Raw genomic sequence first — 24,478 nt, 5'->3', positions numbered from 1 at the left:
CCGTCCGGCTTCAGCTAGAGCGAGTGACGAACGCGTTCCACCTCAGCGGATCCTGGGTGGACGCGGGTGACTCGGCTGGTGGCCGGAGGTCACGACCGGCGTGGCCATGGCGCTGCGCGCGCCGCCGCCGATCGCCAGCCCGCCCGTGGGCGTGTTGGAGTTCTGGCTGAACGTGCTGCCGGTCGGGGCCGTGGCGACCTCGAAGACCGGCCAGGCGCGCCCGCCGACGATGGACGTGGAGATGTAGTCGCCGACCATGCGCCCCTGGCTGGTGTTGGGCAGCCACGACAGCGTCATGGGTCCGGCGAGCTGGGTCGGCGCGGACCAGCTCGTTCCGCCGTTGGTCGAGGAGGTGTAGCCGACGGTGAGCTGGCACGTGGCCGCTGTGCAGTTCGCGGTCGGGTAGCGGTAGTAGGTCACCGCGACCCGGGCCGTGCCGCCCGAGGTGGTGGTGTCGACCCCGACGCCCGGGATGAAGTGGTCGCCGGCGTCGCTGGTGACGCGCGTGACCGCGCCCCAGGTCGTCTCGCTGGTCGACTTGCTGAGCACGATGTCGTTGGACGGGCAGCCGGACCGGAACCGGCAGTCCTGCCAGACCACGTACGCGGTGCCCGCGGAGTCGATCTCGGCCGAGGGCAGCGGCTCGGTGCGCAGGCTGCCCGCGACGGTGTGGTCCTGGATCGTCGCGACGAGCACGGTGGCGCGCCAGCTGACGCCGCCGTCCACGGACCGGAACGAGCGGATCTGGCCGTTGTTGCTCTCGTACGGGACCAGGACGGTGCCGTTCGGCCGCACGACGGGCTGGCCGCCGAGGCCGGTGGCGCTGGTGCTCACCACCGTCCAGCTCGTCCCGCCGTTGGTCGAACGCGCCATCTTGATCGCGTTGCCCGCGCCGTTGTCGTCGAACTCGGTGTAGCAGGTGCCGAAGAACGCGCTGGCGGCGCTGTTGTCGCAGCCGATCCAGTTCTTGTCCAGGTTCGCGCTGCCGGTGGCGGTCGCGGTCGTGACCGGGGCGCCCCAGGTCAGGCCGCCGTCGGTGGAACGGCTGGTCACGACGGCCTTGCCGAGCACGCCGCTGGTGTCGGTGATCGCCAGCGTGGAGATCATCCAGACGTTGTGGCGCGAGTCGAAGGTCACCGCCGGGTCGCTGGCCCGGTCGAAGGCGCCGCCGTTCTGGAACTTGGTGACGCCGGGCAGGCATCCGTTCGTCCACGACGACCCGCCGTTGGTCGAGGTGGCGAAGCAGATGTCGGAGGAGCCGCCGTCGAAGAAGCGGCCCGTCTGGAAGGCCGACACGATCGTGTTCCCGAAGGAGAAGGTGTCGGGCTCGACCTGGGTGCGGTGCTGGCTGGTGGTGTTGGTGAACGGGTCGCTGCTCAGCTGGGTGAGGGGCACGTTCGCCAGTGCCGGGCCCGCGCCGAACACCAGGGCCAGCGCCGCGGCGATCGCGGCGACCGCCGTCAGCGAGAGGGGATGACGCCGCGGCGAAGGGATGCCTGCGAGCCGCGGCGATGAGGGGGGATGCCACATGGTGGGCCTCCTGTCCCGCGAATAAGACACGCCAAAGCTCCGCTCACACCCGATTCGTGTCAACGACGAGATGGAACATCCGCGGAGCCCGGCTGTCCTGTTCAGGCCAACCTCCATTGACCTGAACAGGACGAGCCCGCTGGTGCGTCAGGGCGTGATCGCGGCGGCGTAGATGTCCTGCTGGTTGCCGGGGATCGGGTGGGTCATCGCGAAGTTGGCGACGAACGTCGAACCGGCATGGTCCAGGCCCATGTAGTCACCGAGGAAATAGCCCCGGGCGATCGGCGCCAGAGTCACGTCGAACGACCCGCCGACGTGCTGCTCGCGCCACTTGGCCGCGTTGCCCGCGCAGGCACCGCCGCCGCTCGTGCAGGTGACGGCCCAGTAGTCGGTCAGCGCGCCGGGTGCGGGCGTGTTCCTGCGGAAGTCGTAGTAGGTGACCGCGACCTCGCCGGTCGCGGAGACGTCGACCACAGGGGTGAACGCCTGGCCGTTGCCCTGCGGTGGAGACGCGGGCGTCTTGTCGACCCTGGTCGGCCTGCTCCACGTGCGGCCCTGGTTGGTGGAGGAGGAGATCAGGACCCCGGCGCCGCTGGTGGCGGCGGAGGCGTCCTGCCAGGTGACGTACAACCGCCCGGTGTGATGGTCGACCGCGATGTCGGCGATGATGTCGGCCGTGCGCAGCGGCTGCCTGCCGTCGGGGTCGACGATCTCGGCCACGCTCGGGAAGGCCACCGTGCTGGGCGCCGACCATGTACGGCCATGGTCGGAGGAACGGATCACCTGGATCCGGTTGCCGATGATCGGCGCGTTCGGCGAGGCCTTCTTGCGCAGGTCGGGCTTGTGGCCCCAGTCGCCCTCGTCGAGGCTGGAGTTGGAGCCCTCCCAGAACATGTCGACCAGGGTGCCGTCGGGCTCGACGGCGATCTGGTTGCCGATGGTGAAGCGCGGGTCGGTGGCTCCGGGCGCCGTCGGGTCATGGATGGGCCGCGCCGTTGACCAGGTCCGGCCGCCGTCGCTGGTCTGCGAGAACCAGACGGGCTGGCTGAAACGGTCGTCGATGCGGTCCCACACCGCGTACGCGCGCTTGGGGTCCTTGGGGTCGGCGGTGATCAGTTCCTTGTCGTTGAAGAAGTTCGCGTCGTCGTCGCGCCGCAGGGTGACCGGGTCGCTCCAGGTGTCGCCGCCGTTCCGCGAGGTGGAGACCAGGATCGCGCTGGTCACGAAGCCCAGGTTCGGGTCGAAGTCGTCGACCGACAACGAGATCGCGTACAGCGTGCGGCCGTCGGCGGAGAAGCTCACCCCGGGGTCGGAGGCGCGGTCGTAGATCCCGCCCGAGCACTTGGAGACCTTGGGGATGACCACCTGTCTCCAGTGCCTGCCGAAGTCGTGGGTGACGCTGGTGACCAGGCCGCGTGCGCCGCCGTTGTCCCAGCGGTCCTGCTGGTACGCGGTGACGATGTTGGCGGGGTCGCGCGGGTTGACCGCCGTCCAGGGCTCGACCTCGGCGCCCGGCGACACCGTCCCGGGTCCGCCGGCTGTGCAGCCGGGGAACGGAGTGGTGCCGGAGACGACCCTCGGGCCGATCACCCGCTTCGGCTGAGGGGCCGCGTGGGCGGTACCGGTGATCGCGAGCGGCAGGACCGCCGCCGCGGCGAACGCGGTGACGCGTGAGGGGATGCGCATGTCTCACCACCAGGTGTGATCGCGACACGGACAAACAAGTCGAGCACGTCACACAAGGGGGCGAAAAGGCCGATGGCTGGGAGCGGCCAGCCATTGGCTGATAGAGGCCGAGAAGGGTGCCTCAGAGCTTCAGCTCGGCCAGCTCCCGCATTTCGGCCTCCGGGTCGACCACGGGCTGGATGACGATCTCGTCGACCCCTGCCTTCTCGAGCGCGGCGATGCGTTCGGTCAGCTGCGATCGGGTGCCGGTCAGGGACACCTTGTCCACCAGGGAGGGCACGACCAGGTCACGGTCCTCGGGCTCGATTCGGCCCAGGTAGTTGCGGTAGAGCGTGGCGTGCCGCCCGGGGTCGTCAGATGTCGTGCCGCGCCGTTCCAGCAGCCGCCGCATGGCGTCGGCCTCGTCGGGCTCCAGCGTCGCGGCGAGCGCGGGGTTGTCGGCGGCGAAGGTCAGCAGCGACATCGCCAGGTGACCGACCTTGTCCTTGGTCAGGTCGCTGTAGCGGTCCTCGCCCTCGCCGAGCACGTGCAGTGAGGTCATGACGTAGGAGTCGGCCTCCTCCGGCCGACCGGCCTCGCGCGCGGCCTCCAGACGCGTCGCGTCCAGTGCGGACCACGCCTCTGGCGCGAGCACAGCGAAGGAGATGATCCCGGCGCCGCGGCGTCCGGCGATCGCGGCGGCCTTGAGCCCGAACGCGGCCACCACGAACTCGACGGGGTCGGCGGTGTTCACGTACGGGCCGGCGTGCAGGAACTTGACCGTCTGAGTCCGGTCTCCTTCCCTGTAGAGGGTCTCCCGGCCTGCCGCGAGGTCCTGTAGGGACGTCGTGAACGCCTCCAGCTCGGCCATCGTGGTCGGCTTCATGCCCAGCGTCCGCCGCGCCGTGTTGCCGGTGCCGATCCCGCAGATCACCCGGCCCGGGGCGATCGCGTTCAGGCTCGCCACCGCGGCCGCGGCGGCGGGTGCCGAACGCAGCGCCGGCGAGGTGACGCCGATTCCGAGCTTGATCCGGCTGGTCGCCTTCGCGCACAGCGCCAGCGCGATGAACGGGTCCGCGTGGACCATCGGCGTGTCATAGACCCAGAAGCTGCTGAACCCCAGCTCCTCGGCCCGTACGGCAAGATCCTCGACCCCCGGCCGGGCGGTCACCACGATTCCCGTGCGCACACTGCCTCCCAAGAACGACCACCCTCAGTCTGGAGCAGCGCCCGCGACGACGACAGGGCCCATCCCAGAGGGCGGGGGCGACGCCTGGGGAACGTGTGGGTGAACGCACCCGGGTCCAGCGATCATGATGGTCGGAGCCGTTGGTGCCTGGATAGGAGGATGCATGGGCGTGGAACCGTGGCGGTGGGACGAGGACGTGTGGCGGGGGCACGTGGAGCATGTGCGGGCGGGGCGGTCGTTGCGTCCGGCGCGGTGGCCTGGTGGTGCGAAGGTCGCGGTGGCGTTGTCGTTCGACTCCGATCACGAGACGCTGCCTTTGCGGGACGGGGACGTGCTGCCCGGCAAGCTCGCACAGGGGGAGTACGGCGCTCGGGTGGGCGTGCCACGAGTGCTGCGGCTGCTGGAGCGGTACGGGGCTCCTGCCTCGTTCTTCGTGCCTGCGGTGTCGGCGCTGCTGCACGACGGCGAGGTCAAGTCGTACGTGGACGCGGGGCACGAGGTGGGGCTGCACGGGTGGATCCACGAACGCAACACCGCGCTGACTCCGGCCGAGGAACGCGACCTGGCCTTCCGCGCCGCCGACGTGCTGGAACGGCTCGCGGGCACCCGGCCGGTGGGCATCCGGACGCCGTCGTGGGACTTCTCCGCGCACACCCTGGCCATCACGCGCGAGCTGGGGCTGCGGTACGACTCGTCGCTGATGGCCGACGACGACTGTTACGAGCTTGTGGAGAACGGCGAGCCGACCGGTGTCGTCGAGCTTCCGGTGGAGTGGATCCGGGACGACGCGCCGTACTTCGTCATGGACCGGTTCACCTCGTCGCGGCCGTACACGCCACCGCGTGGGGTGCTGTCGATCTGGCAGGACGAGTTCGACCTGGCGTACGCGGAGGGCGGCATGTTCCAGCTGACCATGCACCCGCACATCATCGGGCACCGATCCCGGATCGCGGTGCTCACCGAGCTCCTCGACCACATCAGCGGGCACGAAGGGGTGTGGTTCGCCACGCATGCGCAGATCGTGGACCACGTTGTGGAGGCCGCGGAAGCGTGATCACTGAGGTCAGGCGGTCGGCATGGGCTCCGGGTCGGCGGCGGGTTCCGGCGCGGTGGCCCGGCGCCGGCCGTGGCTGACGAGGGCGAACGCGGCGAGCACGGGTAGGAGTCCGAAGATCAGGAAGTACAGGGGTGCCGGGAGGACGTCGGACAGAAGCACCACCCGGCTGCCGACCGCCATGCCGAGCGCGCAGAACAGCCACCACAGGCCCATCACCCGTCCGCGGAACGAGGCGGGTGCGGCGTCGGCCATCGCGGCGAGTCCGGACGGGCCGAGAGTGATCTCGCCGCAGGCGTGCAGCAGGTAGACGCCGACGAGCCAGGCGGGGGACACCAGGGCGCCGTCGCGGGCGGAGAGGGTGGCCAGCGACATGACCAGGAAGCCGCAGCCCGCGAGGACCAGGCCCAGCGTGACCTTCACCCGTACGCCGGCGCGGGCGCCCAGGCGCAGCGACACCGCGGCGAACAGCGGGGCGGTGATCAGGATGAACAGCGGGGTCGTGGACTGGAACCACGCGGCCGGGATGGTGAAGCCCGCCACGTCGCGGTTCGTGGAGTGCTTCGCGAAGAGGTTCAGCAGGGATCCGGCCTGGCCGACGACCATCCAGAACAGGGCGGCGGCCACGAGCAGCCAGAGGTAGGAGCCCAGGCGGGTGCGGTCGCTGGGTGTGAGGGCCGGGTGGCGGCGCAACGTGAGATAGCCGAGCGGCGGGACGACGAAGGCGACCAGGCCGAGGCCGACCAGGATGTGTTTGATGGTGAGAGTTCCGGCGGCCGCGTCCAGGCCTACGAGCGTTCCGGCGACGGCGAGCGCGATGATCGCCCTGCGGAGCGCGCGGCGCAGCTCGGTGCGCGGTGCGGGACGTGCGGGGGCAGCGCCGACGTCGCCGAACGAGCGGCCGCCGATGGCGAACTGGATCACGCCGAACGTCATCCCGACCCCGGCCGCGGCGAACCCCGCGTGCCAGCCGATGCCGTCGCTCAGCAGGCCCGTGACCAGCGGCGCGAGCAGTGCGCTGACCTGGACGGCGATGTAGAAGACCGCAGAAGCCGCCTCGCGTCTGATCTCCTGGCCGGGAGCGTAGAAGCGGGTGAGCAGGCCGCTCATGTTGGGCTTCAGCAGCCCGGTGCCGACCGCGATGAGCACCAGCCCGGCGAACGTGAAGGCATGCGGGGGCAGCGCCATGCAGTAGTGCCCGGCCGCGACGGTGACGGCGCCGTACAGCACGGCCCTGCGCTCGCCGAGCACCCGGTCGCCGAGCCAGCCGCCCGGCAGCGCCAGCATGAACACCGTCGCCATGTAGACGCCGAACAGTGCCGCGGCGGTCGCCTTCGGCAGGCCGAGACCGCCGTCCGACTCGGGTGCGGCGGCGTACAGCACGAGGATGGCCTGCATCCCGTAGAAGCTGAACCGCTCCCACACGTCGGTGAGAAAGAGGCAGACGAACCACGAGGGACGGGCCGGCCCGGTCGCGGGCAGTACTCGCCTCGGCACGATCTGGATCACGGCCACACCGTGCCCCGGCCCCTAAGAGCGCCGGTCGAGAACCGGTCGAGTACTGCCGAACGCCCACCTCATGGGCGTGGCCGGTGCCCGGGCGGCGGGGGTGCTCCCGCGCCCGGACACCGGCAGTCCGCGTTGAGGGGGCTCTTAGCAGCGGCGGCCCTGGTTGATACAGGTGGCGGCGCGGCGCATGAGGTTGTCGGACATGACGTTGACGAAGTCACCGTGGTCGGTGACCGGGTTGTGGAGTTGCTCGGGGAAGCTGTCGACGGCGTAGACCTTGCCCTGGGCGAGCTGCCGGCGGCTGAGGTTGATGTTGTAGGTGAGCCTCATCCGCAGCTGGGGGACCGCTCGCGTGCCGGACGGGCAGGTGCCGCGCTGGTCGGGGAAGACGACGTGCGTACGGTGGTTGGCGCTGTCGGTGTTCTGGCCGTCCCAGCAGCTGGGGAACTCCAGGACCCTGGTCACCTGGCTGCCACGGGGGCAGAGCGGGTACTTGTCGGTCAGCCGCCGGTTCTCGAACCCCGTGCACGTCCAGGAGGCGTGGGCGTTCGCGGGGCCGTTGGTGGCGGCCTTGGCATCGCCGGTGATGACGCGCATGAAGCGCGGCATCGCGGTCACCCTGCTCCTGGCGTTGCCGCGGAACTGCAGCGTGACGCTCGCGGGACGCAGAACGCGGCCCACGTTGCCGTCCGCGGCGGCCTGATCGTTCTGCGGCGGGTCGTTGGGGGAACGCAGGCGCACCACTGGCCAGTAGTAGGGGGACTTGTCGCCGTTGGAGCAGGTGGTGCCCGCCGCGGCCAGGCTCTGGTCGGTGGAGTTGCCGTCGGTGGACAGGTTGCCGACGTAGTCGTGCGCGTGGTGCGCGCCGTTCGAGACGCCGGGCGCGACGATGAAGTTGTCGGAGTTGGAGTGGCGGTTCTCGTTGCGTCCGCAGCGCGAGCTGAACGTGCCGCGGGAGCCGCGCCGGCCGGCCCGGGCCTGCTGGGCGTTCGGCCGCACCCGCCGGATGTCGACGAAGTCGGAGGCGACGGGACGCTGCTGGGCCTGGCCGCCGCTGCCTGCCCCGTTGCCGTTGCCTTGGCCCCCGTTGCCGGTCCCGTTGCCCTGGCCTCCGTTGCCCATGTCCATGCCATTGCCCATGTCCATGCCGTTCCCCTGGCCGCCGCCCGCGTCGCCGGTCAGCGTGCAGGCGGCCAGGGCGTCCAGCCCGGCGGGACGTTGCGCCACGCGGCCGATGGCGGTGGCGATGCGGTTGATCGCGGCGACGCGCTTGTCTCGCAGCGGTCCCAGGATCGCGTTCTGCACGAAGGCGGGGCCGCCCTGCCCTGCCGAGGTCGCCAGCCGCCGTTCGGCCTCCTGGACCTGCGTGCCGAGCTGCGCGAGGTTGCGGTCCACCTCGGCCTTGGCCTGCGCGGGCACCTGCGGGAGGCGTCCTGCCACGTCCGGGCAGTTGATGGTCTGCGCCCTGGCCGCCGGCAACGCCGAGGCGTTCGCCCCGGCGGGCAGGAAGCTCGCCAGGAGAAGGCCGCCGCCCGCGGCCAGGGTGATGCCGCGCCGAACGGATGGTGATCGCCGTGCATGTCGCATGCGGCGCTCCCTCCTTGTTAAGGGTGTGAGGAAGGGCACCCGGCTCCGTTCCATTGGTACGCGCCGCCGGTCACTCTGGTTCAAGCCTGTCTCACCAATTTCGGTGACGGCCACGCCCACGGGTGAACGGCCCTGCGCGCTTATGGGCCGCTCAGATACAGGTCAACGCAACCTTAAGGAGCCGCGTCAGAGGCCTCGATCGGCCTAATCTCAGCGGGTCGCACAGATGGGAGCGAGTGGTCCGCGCGGTCTCCATTTCACCCGGCTTCCGCCGCACGGGCCACTCGCTCCCGGCCAAGAGGTACGAATCCCTGAAGCATCGCGTCGTCGCACTGCCTTATCGAGTGGTACGCGTCCGGCGCCGGACGTGTTCAACGCTCTTTTCGCAATGAGAAGGGCGTGGGATCTACCCGTTCGGTCTTAGACGGACCGCGGGCACAACAGGACTTTTCCCACCTCGGCGCCGTCGGCGTCGTGGGTGCCCGCGACCAATCGCAGGGCCTTGTCGAAGTCCTCCAGTTCCAGCTCGTGGCTGATCAGCAGTCCGGGCCGCAGCAGACCGGCGCGGAACATCCGTACGGCCTGCACCCAGGCGGCCGACGGCATGCCGAAGACGCTTCCGATGGCGAGCTGCCGCTCGACGATCAGGCTGGGCGGCAGCCCCTCCGGCGTTCCGCCGGGGATGCCCGCGAGAACGAGGCGGCCGCCCCGGCGCAGCATCTGTGCCGCCGCACGAGCCGACCCTTGTACGCCCGCCGTCTCCACGACGGCGTCGAACGACGGGGCCAGTGCGGCGGCCTCGTCAGGCGTGCTCAGCCCGGTCGCGCGGGACTCGCGCGCGAGTCCCGCCCGGCCCGCGCGAGGCTCGACCACCAGCAGCTCGGCGGGGGAGTAGGTGGCGAGCACCTGGACGGCGAGCAGGCCCAGCGTGCCGCCGCCGACGACCGCCACCCGTTCTCCCGGTTGCACGGAGGCCCGCAGCACGGCCGCGACCGCCACCGCGGCGGGCTCCAGCAGGGCCGCCGAACGAAGATCGGTGCCCGGCGGCAGCGGGTGGAGCAGCCGCGCGGGCAGAACGAGATGGTCGGCGAAGGCGCCCGGCCGGGTGAAGCCGGTCTCGTCGTACCCCGTCGTGCACAGGTTCGTGTCGCCCTCGCGGCAACGGTCGCAGGCCTGGCAGTTGCGGTAGCCCTCACCGACGACGGGCGCTCCGGCGAGGCTCGGATCCACGCCGGGGCCCGTCGCCGAGACGATCCCGGACCATTCGTGGCCCGGCACGATCGGGTACGTGCGGAACCCCTCCGGCCGCGTTCCCTCGTACAGCTCCCGGTCGCTGCCGCAGATGCCCGCGGCCGAGACACGGACGAGCGCCTCGCCGTGCCCCGGCCGCGGGATCTCGCCGGTCACCAGCCGCATCCGATGAGGCGCCTCGAGCAGGACCGAACGTGACCGGCCGGTGGCCTCCGGCGGCCGCCCGGCCGTCATGAGGGGCAGCCCGCGGTCATGAGAGCCGGGCCGCAGTCATGAGCCGCCGCCCCTCCGGGTGTTGCGGTACTCGGCGACGACGAGATCGGTGAGCTCCTGCAGCGAGGTCTCCGCGGTCTCCTTGTCGTAGGTGATCCGGCCGTGCTGGAGCAGGTTGACCCGGTCGCACACCTCCAGGACCTGCGCGTAGTTGTGCGCGATGATGATGATCGACACCTCGCCGCGCGCCTTGAGGTCGCGGACGAGGTCGAGGATGAGCGCGCCCTCCTTGGCCCCCATGGCCGCCAGCGGCTCGTCCAGGAGCAGGATCCGGGCGTCGGAGTAGACCGAGCGGGCGACCGCGATGGCCTGGCGCTGGCCGCCCGACAGCTTGGCCACCTCGGCGTCCACCGACGCGATCCGCACGCCCAGGTCGTCCAGGTGCTTCCGGGCGAGCCGCCGCATGGCGCGGTTGTGCAGCAGCGGCCAGCGCACGATCTCCCGGTTCAGGAACATGTTGTGGTAGACGGTCAGCTCGTTGATCAGGGCCAGGTCCTGGTAGACGGTGTCGATGCCGAGCGAGCGCGCGTGGTCCACCGACTTGATCGCCACCTCCTCACCCTCCACCACGATGCGGCCCGTGTCCGGCCGGTGGAAGCCGCTGAGGATCTTGATCAGGGTCGACTTGCCCGCGCCGTTGTCGCCGATCAGGCCGAGGACCTCGCCCTTGCGCAGCCGCAGGCTGACGTCGGTCAGCGCGGCCACGGCACCGAACCGCTTGGCGATGTGGTCGACCTGCAGGGCGGGCGGGTCCGGCGTCCCCGGTGCGCCGGAGTCCGGTGCGCTCTGCGGGCTGGGTGTGTCCGTCACGTTCTGCCCGCCCTCCGCAGCCTGGCGAGATGCACGTTGAGGATCATCGAGACGATGATCGCGATGCCGAGGATCAGGTTGAACGGGTTCGCGCTGATCCCGATGAGGTTGAAGCCGTTCTGCAGCACGGCCAGCACCAGCGCACCGAGCAGCGCGCCGATGACCGTGCCCGACCCGCCGGCCAGCGCCGTCCCGCCGATCACGGCCGCCGACACCGCGAAGAACATCGCGCCGGTGCCGCCGGAGCTGGGGTCGATCGTCTGGGTGCGGAACGCCTCGAGGATCCCCGCGAAGCCCGCCAGCGCCCCCATGATCATGAAGTTGCCGATCTTGATCCGGCCGGTGCGGATGCCGGCCTCGCTGGCCCCGAGCGGGTTGCCGCCGACCGCGATCGTGTGCAGCCCCCACCGCGTGCGGGTCAGCACGACGTGGAAGTAGGCGACGATCGCCAGGCACCAGATCAGCTCCGACCACTCGCCGCGCCCGAACCACTTGCCCAGGTCCACCGCCGCCGGCGGGATCTCCGCCGGGTAGGCGTGCGAGGTGGTCAGGGTGATCCCCTGGATCAGGAAGAGGGACCCGAGCGTGGCGACGAACGACGGCACCCGCAGCACCACGACCACCAGGCCGTTGCCCAGGCCGATGGCCGCGCCCGCCAGCACCGACAGCGCGATCGCGAGGATCGGGTAGACCCCGTAGTAGTCGATCGCGTAGTGCATCAGGAACGGCGACAGGGTGAAGACCATCCCGGCCGACAGGTCGATCTCGCCGCTGACCAGCAGCAGCACCTCGCCGACCGCGAGGATCGCGTACGGCGCCGTGCTCTGCGAGATGTTCACCAGGTTGTCGTGGCTGAGGAAGACCGACTTGGCGTACTGGAAGTAGATGACCAGGCCCAGCGCCACGAGGAGGATCGTCGCCTCGCGACGGCGCATGAACCCGTCGAAGGCGAGCCGGAGCACCCCGTGCACGCGGCGCCCCGGTGCGGGCGCTCCGGCCGCCTCCGCCTTGTCGCTGATGGTGTCGCTCATGGACCGCGTCACTTCCGCGTGTCTACTTGTGCGGGATCGGACCGGACCGGCTGAGCACCTGCTGTTTGGTGCTCGACCCCTCGAACCTGGTCTTGGTCGTCAGGTACGGGTCGACGTTGTCCTTGGTCACGAACAGCAGGCCGGTGTTGGTCTCGGGCGGGGCGACCAGCCCGCCCGACAGCTTGTAGAGCCACAGGTACTGCACGGGCAGGAAGCCCTGCAGATATGGCTGCTGATCGATGGTGAAGTCGAGATTGCCCGCCTTGACCGCGGTGAGCGTGGCCGGGTTCAGGTCGAACCCGCCGGCGACGACCCCCTTGCTCTTGAGGTTGTACTTGGCGACGGTCTTGCCGATGGCCTCGGTCGACCCGGCGTCCACCGCGAAGATCCCCTTGAGGTTCGGGTGCCCCTGAACGTAGGCGTCGATGGTGGACAGCTCCTTCGGCAGCTCGGCGCCGCTCGCCACGTCCTTGAAGTTGATCGGCTTGCCGGACGCCTTGATCGCGTCCTTGGCGCCGTCGATGCGGGGCTGGATGTTGAGCGAGCCGGGCGTCGCGATGAAGCCGACCGCGTCACCGCCCGTCATCAGCGAGGCGATGCGTGTCCCGAGCTGGTAGCCGGAGACGTACAGGTCCTGCCCGATGTAGGCCAGCCGGCTCGTGCCCGGATTGCCGCGCGCTCCGTCGGCGTTGTAGGAGACCACCGGGATGCCCGCGTTCAGCGCGTTGTCCACCGGCTGCTTGAACGCGGTCTTGTCGACGACCGCGACCGCGAGGCCGTCGGCCTTGGCGGAGATCGCCGCGTTGGTCGCGCTGACCATCTCCGGCACCACCGAGTCCTTGGAGCCCGTCCACTGGAACGAGCAGCCGAGCAGGGCGCACGCGTCCTGCGCCCCGTACTGCGTCGGGGTGAAGAACGGGTTGGTGGTGACGTGGTTGACGAACACGAACTTCCACTTGGGCGTCTCGGGGAAGTCACCGGCGCCGCTGCCGCCGCTCCCCGACGACTTCTGGCTGCTGGACTTGTTGTCCGACGAGCAGGCCGCCAGCAGCGCCGAGGCCGCGGCGGTGGCGCTCACCAGGCCCGCGCCGCTGAGCAGCCGCCGGCGCGCCACGTCGCCCAGACCGAGGGTGTCGACGGCCTCTTCGACGGCGGGATCGATCTTCTTCATCACGAGCCTTCCGTGGAGAACGCGTAGACCGTCGAGGTCGTGTAGGTCTGGCCGGGACGCAGGACGGTCGAGGGGAAGTTCGGCTGGTTCGGCGAGTCCGGGAAGTGCTGGGTCTCCAGCGCGAAGCCGTCGCCCTGCCGGTAGGCCCGGCCGCTGGTCCCGTAGAGGGTGCCGTCCAGGAAGTTGCCCGAGTAGAACTGGATGCCGGGCTGGTCGGAGTACATCGACAGGACGCGGCCGGTGCCCGGGTCGTCGGCCCGCGCGGCGAGGCGGAACCCGGAGCCGTCGACGACGAAGTTGTGGTCGTAGCCGCGCCCGAACACCAGCTGCTGGAAGCCGTCGCGGATGCGCGCGCCGATCGCGGTGGCCTGCCTGAAGTCCAGCGGCGTGCCCGCCACGGGGTCCAGCCGCCCGTTCGGGATCAGGGTGGAGTCGACCGGCGTGTAGCGGCTCGCGTTCAGCTTGAGCCGCTGGCCGTAGATGGTGCCGGTGCCCTCACCGGCCAGGTTGAAGTAGGAGTGGTTGGTCAGGTTGACGACCGTCGCCTTGTCGGTCGTCGCCCGGTAGTCGATGCGCAGCGCCGACCCGGACAGGGTGTAGGTCGCGGTGGCCTTCAGGGTCCCCGGGTAGCCCATGTCGCCGTCCGGGCTGGTGAGGTCGAGCCGCAGCGACACCGCGCCGGGGGTCTGCGACGGGGTGGCCGTCCAGACCTTGGTGTCGAACCCCTTGGTGCCGCCGTGCAGGCTGTTCGGGTCGTTGTTGATCGGCAGGTGGTACGTCGCGCCGTCGAGGGTGAAGGTGCCCTTGGCGATGCGGTTGGCGTACCGGCCGATCAGCGCGCCGAAGTAGGGGCCGGGATTGTTGTGCGCGACGTAGTCGTCGAGCGTCTTGAAGCCCAGCGCCACGTTGGTCGTACGGCCGTGCCGGTCGGGCGTCTCGATCGTCTGCACGATCCCGCCGTAGGTGATGATCCTGACGCGGACCTTGCCGCTGGTGAGGGTGTACCGCCAGACCTTGGTGCCGTCGGAGACGGTGCCGAACAGATCCTTCTGAATCGTCGGCGGGCCTCCCCTGCCCCCGGTCGGGGCGGCGGAGGCCGCCGAGCCGACTCCGGCGGCGGTGACGGCGAGCACGGTCACTGCGAACAGCCGGCCGGACATGCGGATCGGCGCGCGCCGTGCAGAACGACTGAGCATGGGCATTCCCTTCCTGGGAGGGCGGTTGCGCTGACATGCCCCGATGTGGGTGATGGCTGGCACTCCTGCTGGCGGCGGCCAAGGACGGGCACTGAAGGCGGAGCGGCTGAGGGGAGTGGTGCGGCCGACGCGGTGGTGTGGCTGAGGGGAGTAAGGGAGTAGTGGGCTAAGGGCTCGGGACGGCTAGGGGCTCGGGATGGCTTCCTTGTAGTAGCGGCTCAGCATCGACAACCCGATCGCGGCCCGACGCACGCGCTCGCGCGCGGTGGAGACCGCGGTCGGGGCGAGGTGACGGCCGGAGGGGTAGAGACCGGGCGCGTTGCGGACGGTGAACTTGAGGTGGACGGGCGCCGCGACCCGGACCAGATCGGGGACCTCGTAGTAGCGGACGGCGCCCCCGAAGTCGTCCGCCCCCTCCACGTAGACGTCCAGCGGGACGTCCACCGCGCCGCGGATCGCGGCGATCTGCGCGAGCGTGAGGTCGGTGGGGACGTTGATGGTGGTGACGCCCAACTCGGCGAGCAGCCGTGCGGTCGCCGGGTTGGAGGAGGGGAACGACACCGAGGCCTTGAACTCCAGGTCCGGCGGCAGATCCCCGGCCGCCCGCATCCGGTGCAGCACCCAGAGCTGACCGACGTCGGCGACGAGCACGCTGCGCACGCCGAGCGTGCAGCCCCGGACGATGTCCTCGATGCCGTAGACGAGCTGGTCGGCGCCGCGCAGGGTGCCCGCGGCGACCCGCCCCGAGGACGTGACGGCCTGGACGCCCACGTCCCACGCCGCGCGGGGGCCGACGAACAGGCAGACCTCGATCCGGTGCTCGCGGCCGAGCGCGACCATCTCCTCGATCTCGGCGTCGGTCAGCAGCATCATTCCGCTGCCCTGGCTGATGCGGTGCACGCGGATCCGGTGTTCCCCGGCCGCCTCGATGACCGCGCGGAACGGCTCGGGCCCCTCGACGGAGGGGATCTCCACCCGGTACTGGGCGCCGTCGGGGAAGCGCTTGGCCGAGGTGGGCAGATCCCCGAGATCACGCCCGGGGAGGCCCAGCGAGGCCAGAAAGTCCCTGGTCGACTGCATGCGCACCTCTTGTTCGATATTTCGAACCCAGTTCGAGATATGCATCAGACCTGAACGCTAAGCCGCCCGGCAGGGGTCGTCAATGCCCTGTTTCATGACCATTAAGTCCGGCTTCGGCCCTTTGACGGGCCGGTGGCCGTTCCTTAGGCTGAGTTCGATATCCCGGCAGCCGTCCGACGAGGGGGACAGAGGTGGGCCGCGCAGTACCAGCCGTCACCCGCGCCCTCGACATCCTGGAGCTCTTCCTCGACAGCGCGCCGCTCTCGGCGGCCGACATCATCGAGCGGCTGAGCCTGCCGCGCACCACCGTGCACGAGCTGCTCGCGACCCTGACCGACCGGTCGTACCTGGTCCCGGTCCCCGGCCAGCCCACGCGGTACGTGCTGGGACTGCGGCTGTTCCAGCTCGGCAGCATCGTCGCCGACCAGCTCGACCTGGCCCACGAGGCCCGGCGGGAGGCCGAGGTGGTGGCCGCGCGCTGCGACGAGACGGTCCAGGTCGCGATTCTCGACGGTACCGACGTCGTCTACATCGCCAAGGCCGACAGCACCCACCCCGTCCGCCTGGTCTCGGCGGTGGGGCGCCGCCTGCCCGCGCACTGCACAGGCCTCGGCAAGGTGCTGCTGTCGGGGCTCAGCGCCGAGGCGCTGGACGCCCGCTATCCGCGCGACCGCGAGCTGGCCGGCATGACGCCCCGCAGCATCACCTCGCCCGCCCGGCTGCGCGAGCACCTGGCCGAGGTCCGCGAACGCGGGATCGCCTATGACGACTGCGAGTCCAACGAGGCGGTCCACTGCGTGGCCGCCCCGGTGTACGACCACACCGGCGCGATGGCCGCCGCCATGAGCATCTCGGTGCCGTCCCTGCGCTGGAGCGACGACCGGCGGCGCGAGTGGGGCGGCCTGGTCAGAGAGGGCGCCGCACTGCTCTCCCGCCGCCTGGGCTACCTGGCCTCGTCCTCGTAGACGGCGTCGTGGAAGGCGATCTCGGCCTCCAGCATGCCGGTGAACCAGGCGGCCAGTTGCTCGTCCGAGGCGGGCAGGCCGTCGACCTCCGCGGCCAGGGCCTTCACCCCGTTCTGGAACGCCGTGTCCGCGTGCATCGCCACCCAGTCGGCGATCGGGCCGGGCGGCACGGTCCCTTCCTCGTGCGCGCGCGTGCACCAGGTCAGGTAGAGGCTCTCCGCGGCGAAGAGCACCGTCATCACCGCCGGATATCCGCCCTCGCGGGCCGCGCTCAGCGCGTATTCCGACAGCACGGGGGCCGCCACGCCAGGACGAGGGCGGCATCCCCAGGCGGCGCGAGCCGCGCGGAAGTAGTCGGCCTGCTCGGTGGTCAGCGCGTGGACCGCTGCGGCGTTGCGTTCCATGGCCGTCCAGCCGGGCGCGTCCCACACGGCGAGGCCGTGCAGGCGCGCGGCCGTCTCCACGAAGGCCGCCTCGATCTGCAGGTAGTCGGCATAGACCTGGTCGCCGATCGTGCCGGTACGGACCTCCTCGACGAACCGCATGCCCAGCGCCCGGTCCATGACCGGGGCGCAGGCGTCGAGGAGCCGGCGCGACCGGGTCAGCGTGCCAGCCATTCGATGAGGCCGCCGAAGACCCGGGCGTAGCCGTCCCAGTCCTCGCAGAACGGCGTGGGCGCCCAGTGCGGGGAGCAGTCGGAGGTGAACACCGCCGAACGCCCCGAGCCGAAGGTGCCGACGGCGACCAGCGGGTCGGCGTTGATCGTGGCCAGGACCTCGGCGCCGTCGCGCGGGCGGACCCGGTTGTAGCCGAGGAGCGCGGGCCAGTCGCCCTCGACGCCGCCGAGCGCCGGATGGGCGGCGCCGGTCACCTGCGCGTGGGCGCCGGCGGGAAGCTCGACGCGGTCGTCCTCCGGCAGCAGCTCGACGGGCAGCACCTCGTGCAGCACGGTGTTGCGGTACGCGGCCTTGGCCTCGAAGCCGGTGAACGAGAGGTACCCGCCGACCATCAGCAGGCCGCCGCCGTCCCCGACCCAGCCGCGGAGCGCGGCGATCCGGTCCTGGCCCGGCGTGGCCTGCTCGAAGACCTGGGGCGAGAGCTGCACGGAGTTCGCGCCGATGTCGGAGAGCACGATCACGTCGTACTCGCCGAGCGCCTCGGCGTCTCCGGGGAACTCGGCGGGCACGAGGTGGGCGGGCAGGTGCACCACCTCGTGGCCCCGGCTCTCCAGGGCGCGGCGCAGCGGGTCGGCGCCGACGACGTAGGAACTGACGGTGAACGAGTCCACGCCCTTGATGTGGGTGGACTGCGTGACCCAGCTCTCGCCGGCGATCAGGACGCGGCTCACGTGTTCTGTCTCCTTTTCTCAGGACGCTGGTCAGGATGCGGCGGCGCGCGCGAAGAGGCGCGCCGGGTTGTCGTTCAGGAGGGTGTCGGCGGTGACGCCGAGTTCGTGCAGGCGCCGGGTGAACAGCTCCGGCACGTAGCGGAAGCCGTTGCCGCCGTACGCGGTGAGCATGCTCTTGAGGAACACGTCGTGGCTGAGCAGCAGCTGCTCGGCGTGGCCTCGGTCGACGAGGCCTGCGATGGCCCGGGCCGTCTCGTGCGGCGCCGGTGACTGGCCCTCGCCCGGGTAGCGGAACGGCATGCCGATCATGTCGAACTCCAGCCAGACGCCGCGTTCGGCGACCGCGTGCTGGTAGTCGGGGTCGTCGTGCGAGGGGTCCATGTGGCACAGCACCACGGCGCCGGGTGGCACCCCGTAGCCGTCCAGGACGATGTCGAGCACCTCGTGCGCGCGGCGCTGCCAGCCGGGCAGGTGAACGTAGAGCGGCACTCCCGTCTCGCGTTGCGCGCGCGCCGCGGCGCGCAGCGCGATGTGCTCGGCAGGGGTGAAGTCCGGCGAGACACCGATCTCGCCGATGACCCCGGGGCCGATCCCGGTGTCGCCCACGCCGCCGGTGAACTCGGCCACGAGCTCGTCCGCGAGGCGTTGTTCCCCGGCCGCCGCCAGGTGAGCCGGATGGTAGGCCTCCAAGTACCAGCCGGAGCCCATGACGATCCGCAGGCCGCTGCGTTCGGCCAGGGAACGCAGCGCCAGCGGGTCCCGGCCCAGGCCGCCCGGCGTGACGTCGACGATCGTTCCGCCGCCCGAGGAGGCGAACGCGACCAGGTCGGTGACCATGGCGTCGGTGTCGTCCAGGACGCAGTGGTCCAGGCAGGCGTACGGCTGCTCGCGCAGCAGCCAGGCCAGCCCGGGCGTCGTCCGGGCGTCGCGCAGGAAGGCCAGCGCGGGGTCGGACGGCTCCTTGACCGCCTTGCGCACGTCGTTGCGCAGATGCTCGTGGGTCAGGGTGAGCCCGAGCCCGTCGCAGGCGACGGGCCCGGTCACCGTGGTCACCGTCGTCATGATCGGCCTGTTAGATGGGCGACCAGGTCCGCGATGGCGCGGCCGCGCAGGTTGATCCAGATCGCGGCGAGCAGCACCAGCCCGGTGACGATCGGGGTGAGGAACGGGCTGACGCCCAGCAGCGTCAGGCCGTTGGCGATCACACCGGTGATCACCGCGCCGATCACGGTGCCGACCATCGTGCCCCGGCCGCCGAACAGGTTGGTGCCGCCGAGCACGACCGCCGCGATCACGGTCAGCTCGAAGCCCTGCCCGGAGTTGGCCGAGCCCGAGCCCAGCCGGGCCGCGGTGAGCAGGCCCGCGACGCCGGCGGCCAGCCCGGCCAGCATCAGCGTGATCATCTTGATCCGGTCGGTGTTGACGCCGGCCCGGCGCACCGACTCCTCCTGGGCGCCGATGCCGTTGACGTAGCGGCCGAAGCGCATCTTGGACAGCAGCACGGCCCCGATCACGACCGTGCCGAGCGCGATCCAGGCCAGCGCGGAGAAGCCGAGGAACTTGGCCTCGCCGATCTTGGCCACGTACAGCCGCTTGTCGATCGGGACCGAGAAGCCCTGGGTCCACAGCTGCGCCAGCCCGCGGATCACCGACATGGTGGCGAGCGTGACGATGAACGGCGGGATCTTCTGGTACGCCGACAGCCAGCCGTTCACCGCGCCCCAGAAGAGCCCGGCCAGCAGCGCGGCGATGATCACCAGCGAGGAGTCCCAGCCGGCCTTCAGCATCTCGGCGGTGCCGGTGGCGACGAAGGCCAGCGTGGAGCCGACCGACAGGTCGATCTGGCCGGTCGTGATCACGAAGGTCATGGCGACCGCGACGATCAGGGTGATCGCGACCTGGGTGGCCAGGTTGGACAGGTTGTCGAAGGTCAGGAAGTTGTCGGAGGCGATCCCGAACCCCGCGAACAGCACGACGGTGACGCCCGCCATGGCCAGGGTCGCCTTGTTGGCACGTTCCCACCAGCTGGGTGTCTCGGCCAGGACGGTGGGCGCGGGCGCGGCCTGCACGGTCATCTCAGGCCACCTCCTCGGTGGGTTCGGCGCCGGAACGGGTGATCATGGCGACGAGATGCTCGATGTCCAGCGCGGCCACCGGCTCGTCCTCGACGCTGCGGCCCTCGTACATCACGGTGATGCGGTCGCAGACCTCGAACAGGTCCTGCAGGCGGTGGGTGATCAGGATGACGCCGACGCCCTGCTCGGCGACGTCGCGGATCATCTTCAGCACCTGGCGGACCTCCGCGACGGCGAGAGCCGCGGTCGGCTCGTCCAGGATCAGCACGCGCGGCTGGAACGAGACGGCCCGCGCGATGGCGACCGCCTGCCGCTGCCCGCCCGACAGCTGCCCGATCTCCTGGTAGGTCGACTTCACGCGGACGTGCAGGTCCGACAGGGTCTCGGCGGCCTTCTCGTGCATCGCCTTGCGGTCGATGAACGGTCCCTTGCGCGGCTCTCGGCCCAGGAACAGGTTGCTGGCGACGTCGAGCGTGTCGCACAGGGCCAGGTCCTGGTAGACGATGCCGATCCGTTCGCGCCGCGCGTCGGCCGGGCTGGCGAAGCGCACGTCGCGGCCGTCGATGGTGATCTGGCCTGCGTCGTGCTGCAGAGCGCCGGCCAGGACCTTCATCAGCGTCGACTTCCCGGCGCCGTTGTCGCCGACCAGGCCGAGCACCTCACCGGGGGCCAGCGTCAGGTCGACCCCGCGCAGCGACTTGACCGCCCCGAACGACTTGGTGATCCCGCTCAGGGTGACCAGCGAGTTCTCGCTCATCACTTCTCCAGGTAGTAGAGGTAGTCCTTGACGTTGGCCGGGGTCACGATCTGGGTCGGGACCGGCACGTCCTTCGGCGCGGCCCGGTCGCAGGACAGGTCGATCGCGGCGTTCATGGCCTCGTAGCCGAACTGGAAGGTGTTCTGCTGCACGACGCCGACGATCCAGCCGGCCCGCAGCCCGTCCACCGCCTGGGTGGACAGGTCCCAGCCGACGACCTTGATGTCCTTGGTGCGCTGCTGGCTGGAGACCGCCGCGGCCAGGCCGATCAGGGCGGGCTCGCCGGTGGCGTAGGCGTAGGGCAGGTCCGGATTGCCGGTGAGCATGTTCTCGGCGGCGGTCTGGGCGTTCTCCTGGATGTTGCGGCCGTCCACCACGGTCTTGATCTTCATGCCGGCGGCGGTGACCGCGTCGGAGAAGCCCTTCTGCCGCTCGTTCTGGATCGTGCTGTTGAGGGCGGCGACCACGCCGATGTCGCCCTTGCCGCCGGTGGCCTTGAGCAGCGAGGCGGCCAGCTGCTGACCGCCCTGGGAGTTGGCGGTGCCGACCTGGGTGGACACCGCCGGGTCCTTGACGGTGGCGTCCACCGCGACGACCGCCACCCCGGCGGCCTGCGCGCGCCGGATCGCGGGCTTGATGCCCTCGGTGTCGATCGCGTCCACGATGATCGCGTCGAACCGGTTGGCCACCAGGTCGTCGATCGCGTTGGCCTGGGTGGCCGAGTCGTCGTTGCCGTTCACGATCTGCACCTGCGCCCCGGCCTTGTTCGCCACGGTCTTGGCACCGGTGTTGATCTGGTTGAAGAACAGCGCCTGGAGGTTGATCGGCACGATTCCGATCTTGAGTGCGCGTCCCTGGGGCTTGCAGGACTGGGCGATCTTGGCGGGCGGGGGCGGGCCCTGCTCGGTCGCCCCCTTCTCGGCGGCGATCTCCTTGCGGGCCTGCACGTCGCAGCCGATGGCCGGCAGCAGCAGGCTCAGCGCGGCCACGGCCGTCACCATGCGTCGCATCATGTCTCCTCTCCGCGGGAACGGGCGAGCACGCCGCCCGGATGCGATTCGGGGTGGGAGTCGATATAGGCGATGACGTCCTCCCGCCGTGGCAGGCCGTCGCGGGCGCCGGGCCGGGTGCAGGACAGGCCCGCCGCGACGGACGCGAACCGCGCCGCCTCCAGCGGGGCCGACCCGCGGTCGAGCTCGGCGCAGTAGGTGCCGGCGAAGCAGTCGCCGGCGCCGGTGGCGTCGACGGTGGCGACCTCGATCGCCCGGCCGTCATGCCGGACGCCCTCGGAGGTGAGCAGCGTCCAGCCCCGGGGACCGTCCGTGACCACCATGTCTACCCGATGTGACACGGCGGCGCTCGCGAGGACGTCCAGGTCACCGAGCAGGTCGAACGCCTGGGCGCGGCCGACGATCACGTGGTCGGCGGCGGTCAGCGCGGCACGCATGCCTTCAGGCCCGTCGCAGCCGTCAAGATCGACGACGACCCGCGGCCCGCCGTTTCCGAGGCCGTCGCCCAGCGTGGCGGCGGCCTCGGGGAAGCGGTAGCCGTCGAGGTAGAGCAGGCTTGCCCCGGCCTCGCGGGCCGTCCGGACGACGCCAGCGACATGCTCGGGGGTGACCTGGTCGTCCTGGCTGATGATCGAGCGCTCGCCGTCGGGTGTGAGCAGCACGACCGCGGTGGTCAGGGCGCCGGTCCGGCCCGTCCAGGCCGTTCCGACGCCGTCGCCCGCGAGCGTCTGCAGGAACGAAGTGCTCAGCGGGTCGGGCCCCACCACGCCCGCGAAGCGGGAGTCGGCGCCCATCCGGGCCGCGGCCACGGCCGCGTTCGCCGCCATCCCGCCCTCGCCGCGCTGCACGGCGGTGGCCTGCACGCGCGCGCCGGGCCCGGGCAGTACCGGGACGCCCACGGTGAGGTCGACGTTGGCGTAGCCGCAGAAGATGATCATGGCAGGTCGGCGCCCGCCTTGGCGGCCGCCGCCGTCAGCTCGCGCACCTTGGCCAGGTCCACCCGGCCCCACCAGCGGCCGTTGTCCTTCACCGAGGAGGCCACGATCACGCCGTCGCAGGCGGGCAGCAGCCCGCCGATGTTGGCCGCGGTGATCCCGGACCCGATCACGACCGGCAGGGTGGTGTGCGCCGCGATCCCCTCGACCTCGTCCAGGGCGGCGGCGTCGCCGGTACGCGAACCGGTGGCGATCAGCACGTCGGCCCCGAAGAACTCGGCGTCCTCGGTCTGCTCGGCCAGCGTGCGGTCGGCGACGATCGCGTGCGAGCCGTGCTTGACGTGCACGTCGGCGAAGACCTTGACCGGGCCCGCGCCGATCCGGCTGCGGTAGCGGGCGGCGTGCGCCGACTGGCCCTCGATGATCCCCTCGTTGGCGACGTAGGCGTTGGCCCACTGGTTGACCCGGACGAAGCCCGCGCCGCCCGACCAGGCGGAGGCGATCGAGCACTCGGCGGCGTTCGACAGGATGCTGACCCCGAGCCGGCCGCTGGTGGCGTGCCGTACGCGGTCGGTCACCACGGCCATGGCCGCCGCCGTCTCGTAGCCGTGCTCGCCCGGCTTGAGGAACGGGATGTCCCAGTGGTTCTCCACGATGAGCCCGTGGCAGCCGCCCTCGAGGTAGGCCTGGGCCTCCTCGATGGCGAACGCGCAGATCTCGTCGAGCGGCGTTCCCTCGTAATGCGGGCTGCCGGGCAGCGGCGGAAGGTGGACCACGCCGATCACGACCTTGGAGGTGCCGAACAGCCCCTCGATCGCGTTGGGCCTGGGCGGGAAGACTCCCAGGGCCCGTTCGCTCCCGGCCGCCGTCACCATGTCGCCTCCTATGTAATCGATTGCAGTAGAGGTTATGGGTGGACCGTAGGCACGTTTCGCCTGGTAGTCAAGGGGTCTATACTTATTCCAGTTCCTCGTCGTCCGTGACAACGTGAGTGCGGACCGGTCAGGAAGGTAAACGATTGCAGCGCGTCACGATCTCCCAGGTCGCCGAACGGGCCGGTGTCTCGACCGCGACGGTCTCGCGGGTCCTGTCCGGTCGAGGGCCGGTCTCGCCGGGTGTCCAGCGCAAGGTCAGGCGGGCCGCCGAGGAGCTCGGCTACCAGGTCAACTCGATCGCCCGCGCGTTGCGCAACAGCCGTACCGACACCGTCGGCATGGTGGTGCCGAGCATCTCCAACCCGTTCTTCACCTCCCTGGTGGAGAACGTCGAGCACGCGCTCGGCCAGGAGGGCAGGGAGCTGTTCCTGTGCGACGCCCGCTCCGACCCGGAGATCGAGGCCCGGCGGCTGGCCTCACTGGTGGCGCGGAACGTGGACGGCATCATCGTCAGCCCGAGCCACGGCACCCTGAGCGGCCCGGCGGTGCAGGAGACGGCCGACCGGCTGCCCCTGGTCCAGCTCGACCGGTTCGTGGGCGGCACCAGCACCGACTGGGTCGGCGTCAACGACGTCGCGGCGATGCGCCTGATCATGGACCACCTGCACGAGGGCGGGGCCCGGTCGGCCGCCTTCGTCGGCTCCCTGCTGACCAACTCCTCGACCGAGCAGCGGTTCGCCGGCTTCCAGCGTCGCGCCGAGGAGCTGAACATCGGCGTGGACCCCGAGCATGTCCTGCTCGGCGACTACAGCGTGGACTGGGGCGAGACCGCCGCGGCCCGGCTCATCGAGGCGGGGGAGCTGCCCGACGCGATCGTGTGCGCCGACGACCTGATCGCCCTCGGCGTCACCCGGGTCTGCCGCAGGTACGGCGTCGACGTGCCGACCCGGGTCCAGGTGACCGGCTACGACAACATCGAGTTCGCCCGGCTCGGTGAGCCCGCGCTGACCACCATCGACCAGCCGCGCGCGCAGATCGCGGCCGAGGCCGTCCGGCTGCTGGACCTGGCGAGCCGGACCGGGACCGCCGAACGCGGCCCGTCCGCCCATATCGCCCTCGTCCCGACCCTCGTGGTCCGTGACAGCACCGTCTCCGGAGGAGCCTGAG

At 70.9% G+C, this 24,478-nt stretch carries 22 protein-coding genes; 3 read left to right on the top strand and 19 right to left on the bottom strand.

Translation table 11 applies throughout. The annotated features are described in order from the left end of the window. Nucleotides 1–42: 42 nt before the first annotated feature. The 3 genes from J4573_RS11810 to J4573_RS11800 form a co-directional block, all read right to left on the bottom strand. Entirely contained in the window at nt 43–1,530 is a 1,488-nt protein-coding gene (locus J4573_RS11810; protein ID WP_208255408.1) for a sialidase family protein, read from the bottom strand. A 147-nt stretch (nt 1,531–1,677) separates the two neighbouring features. After that, the gene (locus J4573_RS11805) at nt 1,678–3,216 is read right to left on the bottom strand and encodes a sialidase family protein (RefSeq protein WP_208255407.1); all 1,539 of its coding nucleotides are present in this window, start codon (nt 3,214–3,216) and stop codon (nt 1,678–1,680) included. 121 nt (nt 3,217–3,337) lie between these two features. After that, nucleotides 3,338–4,384, bottom strand: coding sequence for an LLM class flavin-dependent oxidoreductase (locus J4573_RS11800; RefSeq protein ID WP_208255406.1), 1,047 nt, complete (start codon nt 4,382–4,384; stop codon nt 3,338–3,340). Nucleotides 4,385–4,547: 163 nt separating this feature from the next. Here J4573_RS11800 and J4573_RS11795 point away from each other — a divergent pair, with 163 nt between their 5' ends. Then, the gene (locus J4573_RS11795; protein ID WP_208255405.1) at nt 4,548–5,438 is read left to right on the top strand and encodes a polysaccharide deacetylase family protein; all 891 of its coding nucleotides are present in this window, start codon (nt 4,548–4,550) and stop codon (nt 5,436–5,438) included. A gap of 9 nt (nt 5,439–5,447) precedes the next feature. Here the strand turns inward: J4573_RS11795 and J4573_RS11790 are convergent, their stop codons facing one another. From J4573_RS11790 to J4573_RS11755, 8 genes are all read right to left on the bottom strand, one after another. Continuing rightward, the gene (locus J4573_RS11790) at nt 5,448–6,947 is read right to left on the bottom strand and encodes a peptide MFS transporter (protein WP_208255404.1); all 1,500 of its coding nucleotides are present in this window, start codon (nt 6,945–6,947) and stop codon (nt 5,448–5,450) included. A gap of 144 nt (nt 6,948–7,091) precedes the next feature. After that, entirely contained in the window at nt 7,092–8,534 is a 1,443-nt protein-coding gene (locus J4573_RS11785) for a DUF1996 domain-containing protein (protein ID WP_208255403.1), read from the bottom strand. Between the two features lie 420 nt (nt 8,535–8,954). After that, complete coding sequence (locus tag J4573_RS11780; protein ID WP_208255402.1) at nt 8,955–10,019, bottom strand: zinc-dependent alcohol dehydrogenase; 1,065 nt, start codon at nt 10,017–10,019, stop codon at nt 8,955–8,957. A gap of 36 nt (nt 10,020–10,055) precedes the next feature. Beyond that, a complete protein-coding gene (locus J4573_RS11775) occupies nt 10,056–10,868 on the bottom strand; it encodes an ATP-binding cassette domain-containing protein (protein WP_208255401.1) in 813 nt (270 codons plus the stop codon). Further along, a complete protein-coding gene (locus J4573_RS11770; protein ID WP_208255400.1) occupies nt 10,865–11,899 on the bottom strand; it encodes an ABC transporter permease in 1,035 nt (344 codons plus the stop codon). The genes J4573_RS11775 and J4573_RS11770 overlap by 4 nt, the downstream gene beginning before the upstream one ends. Nucleotides 11,900–11,921: 22 nt before the next feature. Beyond that, nucleotides 11,922–13,070: a sugar ABC transporter substrate-binding protein gene (locus J4573_RS11765; protein WP_208255399.1), complete on the bottom strand. Its 1,149-nt coding sequence runs from the start codon at nt 13,068–13,070 to the stop codon at nt 11,922–11,924. Beyond that, the gene (locus J4573_RS11760) at nt 13,070–14,266 is read right to left on the bottom strand and encodes an aldose epimerase family protein (protein ID WP_243772822.1); all 1,197 of its coding nucleotides are present in this window, start codon (nt 14,264–14,266) and stop codon (nt 13,070–13,072) included. The genes J4573_RS11765 and J4573_RS11760 overlap by 1 nt, the downstream gene beginning before the upstream one ends. Before the next feature lie 183 nt (nt 14,267–14,449). Beyond that, nucleotides 14,450–15,346 carry a U32 family peptidase gene (locus J4573_RS11755; protein WP_208255398.1) on the bottom strand — a complete coding sequence of 299 codons (897 nt, stop codon included), beginning with the start codon at nt 15,344–15,346 and terminating at the stop codon, nt 14,450–14,452. Between the two features lie 191 nt (nt 15,347–15,537). Between J4573_RS11755 and J4573_RS56030 the strand changes: the two genes are divergently transcribed. Next, nucleotides 15,538–16,311 (top strand): IclR family transcriptional regulator, encoded by a 774-nt coding sequence (locus tag J4573_RS56030; RefSeq protein ID WP_208255397.1) that lies wholly within the window; start codon nt 15,538–15,540, stop codon nt 16,309–16,311. On the opposite strand, the gene J4573_RS11745 is transcribed toward J4573_RS56030, so the two are convergent. The 8 genes from J4573_RS11745 to J4573_RS11710 are packed head-to-tail and all read right to left on the bottom strand — an operon-like array spanning nt 16,290 to nt 23,311. After that, complete coding sequence (locus tag J4573_RS11745) at nt 16,290–16,928, bottom strand: TenA family protein (RefSeq protein WP_208255396.1); 639 nt, start codon at nt 16,926–16,928, stop codon at nt 16,290–16,292. The genes J4573_RS56030 and J4573_RS11745 overlap by 22 nt on opposite strands. Next, nucleotides 16,913–17,659 carry a glutamine amidotransferase gene (locus J4573_RS11740; protein ID WP_208255395.1) on the bottom strand — a complete coding sequence of 249 codons (747 nt, stop codon included), beginning with the start codon at nt 17,657–17,659 and terminating at the stop codon, nt 16,913–16,915. Before J4573_RS11740 ends, J4573_RS11745 begins: the two co-directional genes overlap by 16 nt. A gap of 30 nt (nt 17,660–17,689) precedes the next feature. Further along, complete coding sequence (locus tag J4573_RS11735) at nt 17,690–18,721, bottom strand: phosphotriesterase family protein (protein ID WP_208255394.1); 1,032 nt, start codon at nt 18,719–18,721, stop codon at nt 17,690–17,692. Next, a complete protein-coding gene (locus tag J4573_RS11730) occupies nt 18,718–19,734 on the bottom strand; it encodes an ABC transporter permease (protein WP_208255393.1) in 1,017 nt (338 codons plus the stop codon). Before J4573_RS11730 ends, J4573_RS11735 begins: the two co-directional genes overlap by 4 nt. Nucleotide 19,735: 1 nt before the next feature. Beyond that, nucleotides 19,736–20,491, bottom strand: a complete 756-nt coding sequence (locus J4573_RS11725; protein WP_208255392.1) for an ATP-binding cassette domain-containing protein — start codon at nt 20,489–20,491, stop codon at nt 19,736–19,738. Next, nucleotides 20,491–21,504: a substrate-binding domain-containing protein gene (locus tag J4573_RS11720; protein WP_208255391.1), complete on the bottom strand. Its 1,014-nt coding sequence runs from the start codon at nt 21,502–21,504 to the stop codon at nt 20,491–20,493. Before J4573_RS11720 ends, J4573_RS11725 begins: the two co-directional genes overlap by 1 nt. Next, entirely contained in the window at nt 21,501–22,439 is a 939-nt protein-coding gene (locus J4573_RS11715) for a carbohydrate kinase family protein (protein WP_208255390.1), read from the bottom strand. Before J4573_RS11715 ends, J4573_RS11720 begins: the two co-directional genes overlap by 4 nt. Further along, entirely contained in the window at nt 22,436–23,311 is an 876-nt protein-coding gene (locus tag J4573_RS11710; protein WP_208255389.1) for a BtpA/SgcQ family protein, read from the bottom strand. Before J4573_RS11710 ends, J4573_RS11715 begins: the two co-directional genes overlap by 4 nt. 143 nt (nt 23,312–23,454) lie before the next feature. On the opposite strand from J4573_RS11710, the gene J4573_RS11705 reads away from it, so the two are divergent. After that, the gene (locus J4573_RS11705) at nt 23,455–24,477 is read left to right on the top strand and encodes a LacI family DNA-binding transcriptional regulator (RefSeq protein WP_208255388.1); all 1,023 of its coding nucleotides are present in this window, start codon (nt 23,455–23,457) and stop codon (nt 24,475–24,477) included. The last annotated feature ends 1 nt before the right edge of the window (nt 24,478 follow it).

It is taken from the genome of Actinomadura barringtoniae (assembly GCF_017573505.1).
Lineage (GTDB): Bacteria > Actinomycetota > Actinomycetes > Streptosporangiales > Streptosporangiaceae > Spirillospora > Spirillospora barringtoniae.
The sequence above is the reverse complement of the archived record's forward strand: the minus strand, read 5'-3'. Positions and strand labels throughout refer to the sequence as shown.